Raw genomic sequence first — 16,436 nt, 5'->3', positions numbered from 1 at the left:
TATTCAAACGGTCGTTTGTCGTAAAGCGGCAACAAAAAAAGCCGACCTTACGGTCGGCTTCAAAGGGAGTAGTGAAACGGAAACTTAATCAAGCAAGTGGGTATTCAGCTCGCGCATGCCGGCAGACAACATCGCCAGGTCCAGCACGTCGAACGACTGCAGCTCGACGAACATCTGCTGGCAAGCCTCGACATCGGCAGCGCGCTGTGCCAGCCAGGCATCGACGAAGGCGGTCTCGCTGGCCTCGTGCAGTGCCCGACGTGTCAGCTCGCGGTGCTGGCGGTACAGGTCGTCACGCAGTGCCGAGCGTGCCAGCGACTGCCAGCGGTTGTCGCGCGGCAGCTGGGTGATGGCAGCACGCAGCCAGTCCAGTTGCAGGTCGCGGCCCAGCTGCAGGTAGTTGGCCGCAATCGTGTCCAGCGCCAGTTCGCTGCCCTCACCGATCTCGATGATATCCATCAGCGGTACCGCGAACTCCAGACGCGCCAGCACGCTGGCCAGTTCGGCCGGAACGTTCGGCTGGGCGAAGCGGGCTTCCAGACGGGCAACCTGCGGATAAACCTCGGCACTGATCAGCTGCGGCAGTTGCTGCAGCAGCGCCTGTACCTTGGCCCCGTACTGGGCGATGACCGCGTTGACCGAACCGGATGGACGGCGGTTGCGCAGTACCCAGCGCACCACGCGTTCCACCAGGGTACGCACCATCACCATCATGTCGACCTGCAGGTCGGCCGATACCTTGTTGTCCAGCGCCTCGATCTGCGTCCACAGGCTGTCGGCGTCGAACACGCGGCTGGCGATCCAGAAGGCGCGGGTGATGTCGGCGGCGGAGAACGCCGACTCTTCCTGCAGGCGGAACACGAAGGTCACGCCCATGCGGTTGATGATCTGGTTGGCCAGCTGGTTGGCGATGATCTCGCGTTTCAGGTGGTGACGCTGCATCTCTTCCCCGAAGCGCTGCTGCAGCGGCTGTGGGAAGTAGTTGACCAGCACCGGCAGGAAGTCGGCATCGTCCGGCACGTCGGTGGCCAGGATCGCCTGATCCAGCGAGATCTTGCCGTAGGCCAGGAGTACGGCCACTTCCGGCGACGTCAGGCCCTGGCGCGCGAGGCGACGCTCGTTGATCTGGGTTTCCGATGGCAGGTACTCGATCTCGCGATTGAGCTCGCCGGTTTTCTCCATGTGGCTGATCATGCGCGAGTGGGCGCTGAGCATCGACGCGGCGTGGCTGCGGTTGATCGCCAGTACCTGGGTCTGCAGGTAGTTGTTGCGCAGTACCAGGTGGCCGACCTCTTCGGTCATCTCGGCCAGCAGGTCGTTACGCTGCTTCAACGTCATGTCGCCGGCCTGCATCACCGCGCCCATCAGGATCTTGATGTTGACTTCGTGGTCGGAGCAGTCCACGCCGGCGGAGTTGTCGATGGCGTCGGTGCAGATGCGGCCACCGGACAGCGCGAATTCGACACGGCCCAGCTGGGTGCAGGTCAGGTTGCCGCCTTCGGCCACCACACGCACCTGCAGATCGCGACCATCGACACGCACCGGGTCGCAGGCGCGGTCGCGGGCATCGGCATGGCTCTGCGCCGAGGCCTTGACGTAGGTACCGATACCGCCGTTGTACAGCAGGTCGGCGCGGGCCTTCAGGATTTCGTGGATCAGCTCGTTCGGCGCCATGCTGTCCTTGTCGGTTTCCAGCCACGCCTTCACCTGCGGCGACAGCGGGATGGACTTGGCGGAGCGCTCGAAGATGCCGCCGCCTTCCGAGATCAGCTCGCGGTTGTAGTCGGCCCAGCTGGAACGCGGCAAGTTGAACAGGCGCGCGCGCTCGGCGAAGCTTGCCGCCGCGTTGGGGTTCGGGTCCAGGAAGATGTGCAGGTGGTTGAACGCGGCCTTCAGGCAGATGTGCTCGGACAGCAGCATGCCGTTGCCGAACACGTCGCCGGCCATGTCGCCGATGCCGATCACGGTGAAGTCCTGCTCCTGGGTGTTGATACCCAGGTGACGGAAGTGGCGCTTCACCGACTCCCACGCGCCGCGGGCGGTAATGCCCATGCCCTTGTGGTCGTAGCCGGCGGAGCCGCCGGAGGCGAAGGCGTCGCCGAGCCAGAAGTTGTAGGCTTCGGAGATGCCGTTGGCGATGTCGGAGAAGGTCGCGGTGCCCTTGTCGGCAGCCACCACTAGGTAAGGATCATCCGGGTCCAGGCGGCGCACGTCTTGCGGCGGAATGATCTGGCCGGTCACCAGGTTGTCAGTCACGTCCAGCAGCGCCGAGATGAAGATCTTGTAGCAGGCGATGCCTTCGGCCATGAACGCTTCGCGGTCGGATGGCGCCGGCAGTTGCTTGCCGACGAAACCGCCCTTGGAGCCCATCGGCACGATTACCGAGTTCTTCACCATCTGCGCCTTGACCAGACCCAGCACCTCGGTGCGGAAGTCTTCCATGCGGTCGGACCAGCGCAGGCCGCCACGGGCGACTTTGGAACCGCGCAGGTGCACGCCTTCGACACGCGGGCTGTACACCCAGATCTCGAACAGCGGGCGTGGCTGCGGCAGGAACGGAATGGCGCCGGATTCCAGCTTGAAGGAGACATAGGACTTGAACGCGCCCCGGGCATCCTTCTGCCAGAAGTTGGTACGGCGCGTAGCCAGGATCACCTGCAGGAAGCCGTTGAGGATACGGTCTTCATCGAGGTTGGCAACGTCATTGAGCAGGTCCTTCAGCTCAGCCTGCAGGTTGGCCGCAGCGGCGTCGTCAAATGCGGCCGGGTGCAGGCGCGCGGTGAACAGTTTCACCAGACGGCTGGTGATCTGCGGGTAGTGCGCAACGCAGTTTTCGATGTAGGCCTGACTGAAGGTAAGGCCGCCCTGACGCAGGTATTTCGCCAGTGCGCGCACCAGCGTGATTTCGCGCCAGTCGAGGCCGGCTACCAGTGCCAGACGGTTGAAGCCGTCGTTTTCCACGTCGCGGGCAAATACGCGGGAGAGCAGCGTCTGGAAGTTCTGCTGCACCAGCTCGTCCTGCATCGCCTCAGCGGCGGCCCCCAGCTCCAGACCGAAATCACTGATCCACACGGTGGCATTGTTGCGCTCGATGCGGTACGGATGCTCGTCGCGCACCTGCACGCCCATGTTTTCCAGGATCGGCAGGCTGGCGGACAGGCCCAGCGGTTCACCGCAGCGGAACAGCTTCAGGTTGTAACCCTGACCGCGATGGAAGGTGCGGTACAGTTTCATGCCCAGACCGTGCACCTCGGCGGCATCCTCGATCAGCTGGATGTCCAGCACCGCGTTGCGTGCCGCGAATTCTTCACGGTACGCAACCGGGAAGGCACCACGGTAACGGTTGAACAGCAGGTTGCCCTTCTCTTCGCCGTGCGCCTCCAGCAGCAGCTGATGCAGCTCTTCTTCCCAGCCGCGCACCACGCGGGCGATGTCTTTTTCCAGCTCGTGCTCGTGGAACTGCGGCAGCTGGCCGGCCGGCACGCGGATGATGTAGTGCACGCGGGCCAGCGGGCTGTCGCTGATCTGTACACTGAACTCGGCGGCGGCACCGTTGAAGGCGCTCATCAGCACTTTTTCGATCTTGAGGCGGATTTCGGTGTTGAAGCTGTCACGCGGCACATACACCAGGCTGCTGACGTAGCGGTGGTAGCGGTCGGCACGGGTGAACAGGCGCACGCGCGGGCGCTCCTGCAGGCTGACGATGCCTTCCACGATAGGCTGCAGCGTTTCCACCGGAATCTCAAACAGCTCGTCGCGCGGGTAGCTTTCCAGCACGAAGCCGAGGGTCTTGGCCTTGTAGCTGTTGTCGACGTAGTCGCAGGCATTGATCACCGATGTCACCTTCTGGCGCAGCAGCGGGATGTCCTTCGGCGCCGCCTGGTAGGCACTGGCGGTATACAGGCCGAGGAAGCGGCGCTCGCCGATCACTTCGCCCTTGCTGTTGAAACGCTTGATGCCGACAAAGTCCATGTAGGCCGGACGGTGCAGCACGGAGCGGGATTGCGATTTGTTGAGGATGATCAGCTGCGGCTGGTGCGCCAGCTCGCGCAAGCTTGGTGGCAGGGCCTCGAAGCTCTCCGAGTATTCCTTGCCGCCCTGATCCTTCAGGAAGCCGAGCCCGGAGTCCTTGACGATCTTCAGGCTGTCCTGGCCGTCGCGCTTGACCAGGTCGTAGTCGCAATAGCCCATGAAAATGAAGTGGTTGGTGCCCATCCAGTCGAGGAAGGCGACGGCTTCGGCCGCTTCGGCCGCACGCTCGCCCTTGACGTTGCCAAGGTCGGCACGCAGTTGTGCCAGCACCTCGCGCATTTTCGGCTCGTCGTTTACCACGCAGCGCAGGTAAGTCAACACCTGTTCCAGGTCCCGCTGCAAGGCGCGCAGCGCATCCGGGTCGCTGATGCGGTCAACCTGCACGTGGATGAAGGATTCCAGCGGCAGTGAGCGGTCTTCGGTACGCTTGAGCGCATCGATCACGCCGTTCGCGTCGCGACCGACCGACAGCACCGGATGCACCAGCAGGTGCAGGTGCAGGTTGTGACGGGTCAGCAGCATGGCGATGGAGTCGATCAGGAACGGCATGTCGTCGTTCACGATCTCGATCACGCTGTGCGTACTCTGCCAGCCATCCCGCTCGAAATCGGGATTATAGATACGGGACTTTATCTGGCCCGGCGCACGCTTGAGCGCAAACTCCAGATGTGCATTGGCCGCACCGAACAAATCCAGGGCGGAGAAGATCTTCAGATCTTCCGATTCGGTCTCTTCAAAGTAGAGGGGAATAAAACTACTGAGGCGGGCATTTTCCGTATCGGCCAGTTTTTGCTCTGCCACAGCTTGGATATCGGCGATCAGGCCAACAAATTCGGTCTTATTCGTAAGCGACATGTTGCTTCTCGTTTGTTATGAGGACACAGGTGTTGTGTGGACGCATTGTAAGAGCCGCCACAGACAAGGCATTTCCATTTTGCGACATCCCCGTACATATTCATTGGCTGCACTGCACAAAACAAAAGGCGGGGGATTGTCGGACAGGGTGCCAGTTGCACATTTTCCATTACAACAATGCGACGGCAAATTACAGAATGACCATAGGACATTCATTACCTTTTTTGCCGAAATAACCCAACAACTCATTGATATCAAACGCATTTCCAAAGCAAACAAAAAACCGGTAGAATGCGCCCCCTCATCGTGCAGACCCCGGGTATGACGGGTGGTGGATTGTACGTCGCAGCGTTGCGTGCCAACATTTGCCTGCCTCCCGACAGAGGAGGCGGCAAAACAACAAAACGTTATCCAGCACCAAAGGGAAGGGCCGCGACCGGCTCGAAATACCGGGGTTTGCACGGCAGCACGTGACAACCCGGGTGCCATGCTCCTGCCCGGGGAAGCCTTCACTTTCAGAGAGATAGAAACACATGAAAAAAGCATTTGTTCTGGCTGCACTCGCCATGACTGCCGTCACCGCCCACGCCGACACCGTCCGCTTCGGCATCGACGGCAACTACCCGCCGTTCGCCAAGCAGGGTGCCGACGGCAAGCTGCAGGGCTTCGACGTGGACATCGCCTACGCGCTGTGCAACGCAATGAAAGTTACCTGCCAGATCGTGCCGCAGGACTGGGACGGCCTGATCCCGGCACTGAACGCCAACAAGTTCGATGCCATCCTGTCGTCGATGTCGATCACCGATGAGCGCAAGAAGGCGGTCGATTTCAGCAACAAGTACTACAACACGCCCAGCCGCATGATCGCCAGGGCCGGCACCAAGGTCGACCAGGCCGCATTCAAGGGCAAGAAGATCGGTGCGCTGCGCGCATCCACCCAGGAAAAATTCGCCAAGGATTTCTGGGGCAAGAGCGGCGCCACCATCGTTTCCTACGGCAAGGCACCAGAAGGTTTCCTCGACCTGAAATCCGGCCGTATCGACGGCATGTTCGTCGATTCGGTGGTAGGTGAAACCGACTTCCTGAAATCCGCCCAAGGTAAGGGCTTTGCCTTCGTCGGCCCGGAATACAGCGATAGCAAGTACTTCGGCTACGGTGCCGGCATTGCCGTGAAAAAAGGCAACAAGCAGCTGACCGAGCGCCTGAACCAGGCCATCGCCCAGATCCGCAAGGACGGCAGCTACAAGAAAGTACAGGACAAGTACTTCAGCTTTAACGTGTACGGCAACTAAGCCACCCCTACCCCGCCCTCAGCCGAAGGCGGGGTTTTCACACCTATAAAAATATCCTGTCGGAGAATCCATGAAGAAGCCTTTGCTCGCGCTAGGCACGCTTGCCCTTGCCCTGTCCGCAACCGTGTCCGCAGAAACCCTGCGTTTTGCCACCGATGCCAGCTACCCGCCGTTTTCGAAACAGGGTGCCGACGGCAAGATGACCGGCTTCGATCCTGACATCGCCCAGGCGCTGTGCGCGGTGATGAAGGCGAAATGCGAGATCGTGCCCCAGGATTTCGACGGCATCATCCCGGCACTGAACGCGAAGAAATTCGACGCCGTGATCGCGTCGATGAACATCACCGAAGAGCGCAAGAAGGCGGTCGACTTCTCCGACAAGTACTACAACATGGCCAGCCGCCTGGTGGCCAAACAAGGCGCCCAGATCAACGCGGCCTGGTTCAAGGGCAAGAAGATCGGCGTGCTGCGGTCCTCGATCCAGGAAAAATACGCGCGCGACACCTTTGCCAAGCAGGGTGCGCAGCTGGTGAGCTACGGCAAGGCCCCGGAATCGTTCATGGACCTGAAGGCCGGTCGTGTCGACGCCGCCTTCGTCGATGCCGCGGTGGGTGACACCGACTTCGTCAAGACCCCGAACGGCAAGGGTTTTGCCCTGGTCGGCCCCGACTACAACGATCCGAAATACTTCGGCGTCGGCTCCGGCATTGCCGTGCGCAAGGGCGACAAGGCACTGCTGGCACGCATCAACGGTGCGTTGAAGCAGATCCGTGCCGACGGCAGCTACGACAAGATCCAGAAGAAGTACTTCAGCTTCGACATCTACGGCAAGTAAGCGCCAGCGGGCAATACCGTGCTGCTGCGGCCAACCCCAAGGTTGGCCGCAGCGTCCAGACGCAAAAAACGGAGTAATACCATGTTTCTACAGGGCTACCTGCCCAGCATCATGGAAGGCACCATTCTGACCCTGCAGGTTGCAGTGTCGGCATTGCTGGTGTCCGTGGTACTGGGCCTGATCGGAGCGATGTTCAAGATGTCGCCATCCAAGCCGCTCGCGTGGCTGGCAGAAGTCTATTCCACCGTGGTGCGCGGCGTACCCGACCTGGTGTGGATGCTGCTGCTGTTCTTCGGCGTGCAGATGCTGATCAACGAGCTGTTTGCGCAGATGGGCTGGGAAGCACCGGAGATCAACTCCTTCTTCGCCGGCGTGATGACCATCGGCTTCATCTTCGGTGCCTACATGACCGAGACCTTCCGCGGCGCCATCATGGCGGTGCCCAAAGGCCAGATGGAAGCCGGCCTCGCCTACGGCATGAGCCCGCTGCGCGTGTTCCTGCGCATCACCTTCCCGCAGATGGTGCGCTTCGCGCTGCCGAGCTTCTCCAATAACTGGCTGGTGCTGGTGAAATCCACCGCCCTGGTGTCGGTGATCGGCCTCAACGACGTGATGTACCGCGCCGATACCGCCAAATCCATCACCCAGGAGCCGTTTACCGTCTACGCCGTGGTCGGCTGTATTTTCCTGGCCATCACCAGCGTGTCCGATCTTGCCCTCAAGCGTCTGGAAAAGCGCTACTCCACCGGCGTACGGGAGACTGAACTGTGATCGACCTGAACCTGATTATCGAACGCTTCCCGGCCTTCCTCGGCGGCACTGACGGCGCCCCGATCATGTCCACCTCCGACGGCCTGCAACTGACGCTGGAACTGCTCGGCCTGTCGCTGGCCTTCGGCCTGCTGCTGGCGGTGCCGATGGCGCTGATGCTGGTATCGCGCAACAAGTGGGTTGCGCGCCCGGTGTGGCTGTACACCTACGTGTTCCGCGGCACCCCGCTCTTGGTGCAGCTGTTCATCATCTACTACGGCCTGTCGCAGTTCGACTGGGTACGTGACAGCTGGGCGTGGGAATACCTGCGCGAAGCCTACGTCTGCGCCATCCTGGCGTTCACGCTGAACACCGCCGCCTACACCACCGAGATCCTCGCCGGCCAGATCCGCAACACCCACTACGGTGAAATCGAGGCGGCCAAGGCGATGGGCATGGGCAAGTGGCTGATGATGCGCCGCATCGTGATCCCGTCCGCGCTGCGCCGCGCACTGCCGGCCTACAGCAACGAAGTGGTGATGATGATGCAGTCGACCTCGATCGCCGGCCTGGTGACCCTCGCCGACCTGACCGGTGTCGCCCGCCGCGTGTTCAGTGATACCTACATGCCGTTCGAGCCGTTCCTGACCGTGGCCGGCATCTATCTGGTGATGACCTTTGCCCTGGTCTGGCTGTTCAAGAAGGCCGAACAGCGCTGGCTGGCCTACCTGGCGCCGCGCAAGCACTAAGGAGTCGTCATGCACAGAATCGATCATCCGCTGCCGCCCATCAGCCTGAACACTGCGCGCCAGATCAGCAGTTTTCACTTTGGCCGCGCCGGACAGGGCGAGAAGGTCTACATCCAGGCTAGCCTGCACGCCGACGAACTGCCGGGCATGCTCACCGCCTGGCAGCTGAAACAAAGGTTGGCCGCACTGGAGGCCGAAGGCCACCTGCAGGGCGAAGTGGTGCTGGTGCCGGTCGCCAACCCGATCGGCCTCGACCAGAACCTGAACAGCGTGATGCTGGGCCGCTTCGAGCTGGCCAGCGGCCAGAACTTCAACCGCCACTACCCGGCCTTTGCCGCCGACATTTTTCACGAGCTGAAAGCGGAACTGGGCCAGGACGCCCGCGCCAACACCCGCCTGATCCGCGAGCGGCTACGCAGCAAGGTCGCCGCCATTGCGCCTGCGAGCGAGCTGGCCGCGCAGCGCAAGACACTGATGGCGCTGGCTTGTGACGCCGACGTGGTGCTGGACCTGCACTGCGACTGCGCCGCGGCGATGCACCTGTACACCGGCACGCCGCTGTGGGAACAGTGCGAACCGCTGGCACGCTATATCGGTGCCGCCGCCACGCTGCTGGCCGAGGAATCCGGCGACAACCCGTTCGACGAGGCCTGCAGCCAGCTGTGGTGGCAACTGCGCGACATGGCGACTGCGGCCAACCTTGACGCCGCCATCGACATGGCCTGCCTCGCCGTCACCATCGAGCTGCGCGGCCAGGCCGACGTCAGCCACGCGCTGGCGGCACAGGATGCCGACGCCATCATCGCCTTCCTGCAGCACCGCGGCGTGATTGCCGGCACCGCCCCGGCGCTGCCGGAGCTGCGCTACCCGGCAACGCCGCTGGCCGGCTCCGACAGCCTGCTGGCGCCGCATCCCGGCGTGGTGCACTACCACTTGCAGTCCGGCACCATCGTGGCCGCCGGCGATACCATCGCCGATATCATCGACCCGGTCAACGACCGCGTCACCACCTTGCGCGCCAGCCGTCCCGGCATGCTCTACGCCACCGAAAGCCGCCACTACGCCATTACCGGCCAGTGGCTGGCCAAGGTGGCCACCCCTGAATCCTTTAAAACCGGAAAGTTGCTATCAGCATGAAACCGCTAGAACACGATCTCGCCGTCGGCGCCGCCGCTGATGGCAACACCAAACTGAACGTCATCGACCTACACAAGAGCTACGGCAGCCACGAGGTGCTCAAGGGCGTCTCGCTCACCGCCCGTGCCGGCGACGTGATCAGCATCATCGGCTCTTCCGGCTCCGGCAAGAGTACCTTCCTGCGTTGCATCAACCTGCTGGAACAGCCGCACAGCGGCACCATCGCCGTCACCGGCGAAACGCTGAAGCTGGTCACCGACAAGCGCAACGGTGCGCTGAAGGCGGAAGACCCGAAACAGCTGGCGCGCCTGCGCACCAAGCTGGCGATGGTGTTCCAGCACTTCAACCTGTGGGCGCACATGACGGTGCTGGAAAACATCATCGAGGCGCCGATCCACGTACTGGGCGTGCCCAAGGATGAAGCCATCGCCCGTGCCCGCAAGTACCTGGAAAAGGTCGGCCTCAAGGGCGTGGAAGACAAGTACCCGTCGCACATGTCCGGCGGCCAGCAGCAGCGCGTGGCGATCGCCCGCGCGCTGGCGATGGAGCCGGAAGTGATGCTGTTCGACGAGCCGACCTCGGCGCTGGACCCGGAACTGGTTGGCGAAGTGCTGCGCGTGATGCAGGACCTGGCGCGCGAAGGCCGCACCATGGTGGTGGTGACCCACGAGATGGGCTTCGCCCGCGAGGTGTCCAACCATGTCATCTTCCTGCACCAGGGCCGCATCGAAGAACAGGGCCATCCGAAGGAGGTGCTGGCCAAGCCGAAAAGCGAACGTCTGGCACAATTCCTGTCCGGCAGCCTGAAATAAGCCGTACAATCGCCGCTTGACAAGCAAGCGCCATGCTGACGATAAACTCGGCATGGCGCCTTCTTATTCCAGATTGCTGAACATGGTCAACGTAACTTCCGGCACCAAACCCGTCCGCTACGGCTTCCTGCTGCTGCCCAACGCGTCGATGGCCGATTTTGCCATCGCCACCGAGGTACTGACCCGCGCCAACCAGCTGGCGGAAAAAAAGTGCTACGAGTTCCTGCCGCTGTCGCTGGACGGCCTGCCGGTCACGCTCAGCAACGGCCTGCGCCTGGCGGTGGACCTGCCGCTGGCCCACGCGCCCAAGCTGGACGTGCTGGTGGTGCTGGCCGATGAAGTCGGCATCGACATCGCCGCCGACGAGCTGGCGCGCGTGATCGGCAGCCAGCTTGGCGAACACACCATGCTCGCCGGCATCAACTGCGGCAGCTACTGGCTGGCGCGTGCCGGGCTGCTGGCCGGCCACCGCGCCACCATCCACTGGCAGGAAATCAGCCGCCTGTCGGACGAATTCCCCGACGTGATCGTATCGTCCAACCTGTACGAGATCGACGGCAACCGCCTGACCAGCACCGGCGGCGCCGCCACCTTCGACTTCATGATGGCGCTGGTTGCGGCCAACCTTGGCCAGGAATTCGCCGCGCAGCTGTCGGAAGTATTCAGCATGGAACGGCTGCGCCCAGGCAGCGAACGGCAGCGCGTCCCGCTGGCCACCCGCATCGGCGGCAGCCAGCCGAAGCTGACCGAGGCGGTGAGCCTGATGGAGGCCAATATCGAGGAACCGCTGACCACCGATGACATCGCCTACTACGTCGGCGTGTCGCGGCGCCAGCTGGAGCGGCTGTTCAAACAGTACCTCGGCACCGTGCCGTCCAAGTACTATCTGGAGCTGCGCCTGAATCGCGCGCGCCAGCTCCTGCAGCAGACCAGCAAGTCCATCGTGCAGATCGGCCTCGCCTGCGGCTTCTCCAGCGGCCCGCACTTCTCCAGCACCTACCGCAGCCACTTCAACATCACGCCGCGCGAAGAACGCGCACAGCGCACCCAGGGCTAAGCCCCACCCCGTTGCGGCCAAGGTTGGCCGCAACGCCCCGCCCTGCTCACTCATTCAGTTTTTCTGAATAGATACTCAGAAATGCTGTGTTTTATTTTGTACTAACTAAAACTATCCTGACGAGAACCAAATCCGCGATGACCACTTCCATGCAACAGCGCAGTGTGACCCGTTCGATGGCGCTGGTACGCGAACTGGTACGCACCTACCAGGCGTTCGAGCAGCTGAGCAGCAGCCGCATCCGCAGCCACGGCCTGACACCGCCGCAATTCGACGTGATTGCGACGCTGGGCAACACCCCGGGCATGAGCTGCAAGGAACTCTCCAGCCGCACCCTGATCACCAAGGGCACGCTGACCGGTGTGCTGGACCGGCTGCTGGACAAGGGGCTGATCAGCCGCCGTGTCGATGCCAATGACCGGCGCAGCCTGTTCGTGGCGCTGACCGCCGAGGGTGACAGCGTGTTCCGTGCCACCTTCCCGGACGTCACCGGCCACTGCGATGGCGCATTCGATGCGATGAGTGAAGAAGAACTGAAGCAGATCACGGCCACGCTGGCCGGCCTGCGTTTGGCCATTACGGCAAAACTGGAGTCCTGAATGAACATGAAGCAACGTTACCACCCTAGCCAGATCCTGCTTCACGCGGTGATCGGCCTGCTGATCGTGCTGACCTTTGCCTTCGGCAAGTACGTGGCCGGCCTGCCGCTGTCACCGGCCAAGTTCCAGCTGATCAGCTACCACAAGTGGGGCGGCATGCTGGTGCTGCTGCTGGTCGTGCTGCGCATCGTGCTGCGCCTGCTCAAGGGTGCGCCGCCGCTGCCGGCCACCATGTCGCCACTGGCCAGGCTGGCCGCCCACGCTGCCCACCTGGCGCTGTACGTGCTGATGCTGGCGGTGCCGCTGTCCGGCTGGCTGATGAGCTCGGCCTACGGTTTCCCGGTGGTGCTGTTCGGCGTGCTGCCGCTGCCGGACCTGATTGCGGCCAACCCTGCGCTCGCGGAACAGCTGGGCGAAGTGCACGAGCTGCTCAACCGGCTGCTGCTGATCACCGTGATCCTTCACGTGCTGGCGGCACTGAAACACCACTTTATTGACCGCGACGGTCTGCTGCAACGCATGAGCCTGCGTCGTTAACCCGAAGGACGAAAGCCCCCGATGAAAGCCCTGTTGATTTCCGCCGGCCTGCTGCTGGCCAGCCCGGTGTTTGCCCAGAATGTCGACCTTGGCAAAAGCCAGCTCGTGTTCACCATGAAACAGATGGGCGTGCCGGTATCCGGCAGCTTCAAGAAATTCGCCGCCAAGGTCAGCTTCGACCCGGCCAAGGCCGAGCAAGGCAGCGCCGACATCAGCATCGACATGAACAGCATCAGCCTGCCCACCGCCGACGCCAACGCCGAAGCCCGCAAGAAGGACTGGTTCAACACCGCCCAGTTCGCCCAGGCCCGTTTCGTATCCAGCAGCATCAAGCCGCTGGGCGGCAACCGTTACCAGGTCAGCGGCAAGCTGACGCTGAAAGGCATCACCCGCGAGCTGAGCGCACCATTCACCGCCACAGCCCAAGGCAAGGCCGTCAGCATCGACGGCTCCCTGCCGATTTCCCGGCTCGCCTTCAGGATCGGTGAAGGCAGCTGGAGCGACACCGGCACCGTTGCCGACACTGTCGACCTGCGTTTCCGTCTTGTCGTAGCCAACCCTTGATCCACCCCGGAGTGATAACCATGATCCGTACCACCCTGTTTGCGACCCTTATTGCTTCTGCCGGTCTGGCCTTTGCCGCCCCGGTCAGCTACACCATCGACCCGGGCCACACTTACGCCGCCTACGAAGTCGGCCACCTCGGCCTGTCCAGCCAGAGCGGCGTGTTCACCAAGATCAGTGGCAAGCTGAGCGTGGACGAAGCGGCCAAGAGCGGCAACGTCGACATCAGCATCGACGCCGCCTCGCTGCAGACCTTCCTCGCCGATCGCGACAAGCACCTGAAGAGCGCCGATTTCTTCAACGTCGAGCAGTTCCCGACGCTGACCTACAAGTCGGACAAGGTGCTGTTCAAGGGCAACAAGCCGGCCGCGGTAGAAGGCAAGCTGACCCTGCTGGGCGTGACCAGGCCGGTCACCCTGCAACTGGTCAACGTCAACAAGGCCAAGCACCCGATGACCGGCAAGGACAGCTGGGGCGCCAATGCGGTAGCCACCATCAAACGCAGCGAGTTCGGCATGAAGGCCTTCATCCCGGCCGTCAGCGATGAAGTGAAGCTGAGCATCGCGCTGGAAGCGGGCAAGGCCGATTAAGCCGGCCCGCGCCAAAGCGCAAGGGAGTCGACAAAGTCACCAGCCTGCTGGCGGCTTTTTTGTTGCGGCCAACCTTACGGCACCAGGCACCAGCCGCGGCCGCCTGGCAAAATGCTGCGCAAAAACAGCTTATAGTGAGTTAAGATGACGGGTTAACCATGCCGGGAGAGACCGATCCCGTGTGTGCCATCCCTAATTCACCTCGACTGTTTCTCGACGGAATCATGAACAAGACCTCCAAAGCCCTGGTCGTCCTCTCGGGCGGCCAGGACTCCACCACCTGCCTGTTTTGGGCGCTGCGCGAATTCGGTGCGGCCAACGTCGAGGCCGTGACCTTCGACTACGGCCAGCGCCACCGCATCGAGCTGGACTCCGCCCGCAAAGTGGCTGCCATGGCCGGCGTGCGCCAGACCCTGCTGCCGATCGACACCTTCGCCGCCATCGGTGGCAACGCGCTGACCGACGATGCCATCACCCCGGAACAGGGCGCCCGCGACGACGCCGACACCACGCTGCCCAACACCTTCGTGCCCGGCCGCAACCTGATCTTCCTCAGCTTCGCCGCCGCCCTCGCCTACACCCGCGGCATCGAACACGTGGTCACCGGCGTGGCGCAGACCGACTACTCCGGCTACCCGGACTGCCGCGAGAACACGCTGAAGGCGCTGGAGCTGGCGCTGCGCCTGGGTATGGACAGCCGCGTCACCCTGCACACGCCGCTGATGTTCATGAGCAAGGCGGAAACGGTGCAGCTGGCGCAGCAGGTCGGCGCCATGGACGCGCTGGCCTGGAGCCACACCTGCTACAACGGCGAAGTGCCGCCCTGCGGCCACTGCGCCGCCTGCGAGCTGCGCGCCAGGGGCTTTGCCGAAGCCGGCGTCGCCGACCCGCTCGTCGTGCGCAGCGGGGGACACTGACATGAACAGCAGCCATATCCTGGCCGGTGCCAGCTTCGAGGCGGCGCGTCACCTCGCCGGTATCGGCGAGCACGGCCACAGCTTCCGCGTGCTGGTGCGCGCCGACGCTCACCCCGGCAGCGAGGCGGCACTGCATGCCGAGCTGGCCGCCGCGGTGGCACCGTTCCACTACGCCCACGTCAATGCCACGCTGGCCGACGGCAGCGACCTGTCGATCGCACGCTACCTCGCTTCGCAGTGCGGCCAGCCGGTCAGCCTGCAGCTGGCCAGCGCCGCCGATCGCGGCGTGCTGCTGGATGAAGACGGCAATGAATACGTTTATGCCGACACCCGCTTCGAGGCCGCGCACCAGCTGCCGCACGTCGGCCCCGGCCACAAGTGCGGCCGCCTGCACGGCCACGGCTTCGGCGTGCGCATCGTCGCCGACGCCGGCCAGAACAGCCTCGACGACATCCTGTTCAAAGCGTGGCCGCCGCTGTTCGCACGGCTGAACCACAAATACCTGAACGCAATCGCGGGCCTCGACAACCCGACCAGCGAAGTGATGGCAGCATGGCTGTACCGCGAGCTTGCGGCCAACCTTGCCGGTCTGGCCTGGGTGGAAGTGCGCGAAACGCACACTGCCGGCAGCCAGTTCGATGGCGAAACGTTCCGCATCTGGAAGGAACAGCACTTCGAGAGCGCGGTGCCGTTCGACGCCGCCGGCAACTACACCGGCCACAGCTACCTGATCCGCCTGCTGCTGCAGGGCAGCGTGGACCGGGTGATGGGCTGGGTGCTGGACTTCGGCGATGTCAAGGATCGCTTCAAGCCCATCTATCGCCAGCTGGATCACAACCCGCTGGACAGGCTGCCCGGCATCCGTGCCGCCGACGCTGCCAGCATTGCCGAATGGGTACACGGCGAGTTGAAGCTGCTGGTGCCGGAGCTGTCCCGCATCGACCTGATGGAAACCCCGCAACGCGGCGTGTCGCAGACCTTCCGCGGCGACATGCAGTGGCCGCTGCTATAAGGAGGCGGCCATGACCATCTATACCGTCAAGGAAATCTTCTACACGCTGCAGGGCGAAGGCCGCCAGGCCGGCCGCGCCGCGGTGTTCTGCCGCTTTTCCGGCTGCAACCTGTGGTCCGGCCGCGAGGAAGACCGCAGCAAGGCCATCTGCCGGTTCTGCGATACCGACTTTGTCGGTACCGGCGACGACGGCGGCAAGTTTGCCGGTGCCGCCACGCTGGCCGCACGCATCGCCGCCGAATGGCACGGCGTCGGCGGCCAACCCTACGTGGTGTTCACCGGCGGCGAGCCGCTGCTGCAGCTGGATGATGCGCTGGTCGACGCCATGCACGCGCAGGGTTTCGAAGTGGCCGTGGAAACCAACGGCAGCCTGCCGGCACCGGCCGGCATCGACTGGATCTGCGTCAGCCCCAAGGCCGGCGCCGACTGGGTACAGAAAAGCGGCCACGAGCTGAAACTGGTGTTCCCGCAGCCGACGCTGCTGCCGCCGGAGCTGCCGGACGACCTGCAGTTCGAGCACTACTACCTGCAGCCGATGGACAGCCCGCTGCAGCGGCAGAACACGCAGGAAGCCATCGCCTGGTGCATGGCGCACCCAAAGTGGCGGCTGTCGGTGCAGACGCACAAGGTGACCAACATCCGCTGAACGCGGTACACCAGCAAAGAGCCACGGCCAGGGTCGTGGCTTTTTTTGCGCG

General features: G+C 63.2%; 15 protein-coding genes. 14 read left to right on the top strand and 1 reads right to left on the bottom strand.

Going from position 1 to position 16,436, the window contains the following annotated elements:
- Window positions 1–84: 84 nt before the first annotated feature.
- Entirely contained in the window at window positions 85–4,887 is a 4,803-nt protein-coding gene (locus IE083_RS02345) for an NAD-glutamate dehydrogenase (RefSeq protein ID WP_189352037.1), read from the bottom strand.
- A gap of 533 nt (window positions 4,888–5,420) precedes the next feature.
- Here IE083_RS02345 and aotJ (IE083_RS02340) point away from each other — a divergent pair.
- The 14 genes from aotJ (IE083_RS02340) (at window position 5,421) to queE (ending at window position 16,384) form a co-directional block, all read left to right on the top strand.
- On the top strand, window positions 5,421–6,179 hold the full coding sequence (gene aotJ, locus IE083_RS02340; RefSeq protein ID WP_189352036.1) for an L-arginine-binding protein AotJ: 759 nt from the start codon (window positions 5,421–5,423) through the stop codon (window positions 6,177–6,179).
- Between the two features lie 70 nt (window positions 6,180–6,249).
- The gene (gene aotJ, locus IE083_RS02335; RefSeq protein WP_189352035.1) at window positions 6,250–7,014 is read left to right on the top strand and encodes an L-arginine-binding protein AotJ; all 765 of its coding nucleotides are present in this window, start codon (window positions 6,250–6,252) and stop codon (window positions 7,012–7,014) included.
- An 81-nt stretch (window positions 7,015–7,095) separates the two neighbouring features.
- Complete coding sequence (locus IE083_RS02330; RefSeq protein WP_189352034.1) at window positions 7,096–7,785, top strand: ABC transporter permease; 690 nt, start codon at window positions 7,096–7,098, stop codon at window positions 7,783–7,785.
- Window positions 7,782–8,513 carry an ABC transporter permease gene (locus tag IE083_RS02325; RefSeq protein WP_120812007.1) on the top strand — a complete coding sequence of 244 codons (732 nt, stop codon included), beginning with the start codon at window positions 7,782–7,784 and terminating at the stop codon, window positions 8,511–8,513. Before IE083_RS02330 ends, IE083_RS02325 begins: the two co-directional genes overlap by 4 nt.
- A gap of 9 nt (window positions 8,514–8,522) precedes the next feature.
- A complete protein-coding gene (locus IE083_RS02320) occupies window positions 8,523–9,650 on the top strand; it encodes a succinylglutamate desuccinylase/aspartoacylase family protein (RefSeq protein ID WP_189352033.1) in 1,128 nt (375 codons plus the stop codon).
- On the top strand, window positions 9,647–10,462 hold the full coding sequence (locus IE083_RS02315; RefSeq protein WP_229799558.1) for an ABC transporter ATP-binding protein: 816 nt from the start codon (window positions 9,647–9,649) through the stop codon (window positions 10,460–10,462). The genes IE083_RS02320 and IE083_RS02315 overlap by 4 nt, the downstream gene beginning before the upstream one ends.
- Before the next feature lie 82 nt (window positions 10,463–10,544).
- Entirely contained in the window at window positions 10,545–11,519 is a 975-nt protein-coding gene (locus IE083_RS02310) for a GlxA family transcriptional regulator (RefSeq protein WP_189352032.1), read from the top strand.
- A 149-nt stretch (window positions 11,520–11,668) separates the two neighbouring features.
- Window positions 11,669–12,118 (top strand): MarR family winged helix-turn-helix transcriptional regulator, encoded by a 450-nt coding sequence (locus IE083_RS02305; RefSeq protein ID WP_189352031.1) that lies wholly within the window; start codon window positions 11,669–11,671, stop codon window positions 12,116–12,118.
- Window positions 12,119–12,655 carry a cytochrome b gene (locus tag IE083_RS02300; protein WP_189352030.1) on the top strand — a complete coding sequence of 179 codons (537 nt, stop codon included), beginning with the start codon at window positions 12,119–12,121 and terminating at the stop codon, window positions 12,653–12,655. It abuts the gene before it with no gap.
- A gap of 21 nt (window positions 12,656–12,676) precedes the next feature.
- Window positions 12,677–13,219, top strand: coding sequence for a YceI family protein (locus tag IE083_RS02295; RefSeq protein WP_189352029.1), 543 nt, complete (start codon window positions 12,677–12,679; stop codon window positions 13,217–13,219).
- 20 nt (window positions 13,220–13,239) lie between these two features.
- Window positions 13,240–13,809, top strand: coding sequence for a YceI family protein (locus IE083_RS02290; RefSeq protein WP_189352028.1), 570 nt, complete (start codon window positions 13,240–13,242; stop codon window positions 13,807–13,809).
- Window positions 13,810–14,033: 224 nt separating this feature from the next.
- Window positions 14,034–14,726: a 7-cyano-7-deazaguanine synthase QueC gene (queC, locus tag IE083_RS02285; RefSeq protein WP_189352027.1), complete on the top strand. Its 693-nt coding sequence runs from the start codon at window positions 14,034–14,036 to the stop codon at window positions 14,724–14,726.
- 1 nt (window position 14,727) lies between these two features.
- A complete protein-coding gene (locus IE083_RS02280) occupies window positions 14,728–15,738 on the top strand; it encodes a 6-pyruvoyl trahydropterin synthase family protein (protein ID WP_189352026.1) in 1,011 nt (336 codons plus the stop codon).
- 10 nt (window positions 15,739–15,748) lie between these two features.
- Window positions 15,749–16,384 (top strand): 7-carboxy-7-deazaguanine synthase, encoded by a 636-nt coding sequence (queE, locus tag IE083_RS02275; protein ID WP_189352025.1) that lies wholly within the window; start codon window positions 15,749–15,751, stop codon window positions 16,382–16,384.
- Window positions 16,385–16,436: the final 52 nt, after the last annotated feature.

The organism is Vogesella fluminis (assembly GCF_014652335.1).
Classification (GTDB): Bacteria; Pseudomonadota; Gammaproteobacteria; order Burkholderiales; family Chromobacteriaceae; genus Vogesella; species Vogesella fluminis.
The sequence above is the reverse complement of the archived record's forward strand: the minus strand, read 5'-3'. Positions and strand labels throughout refer to the sequence as shown.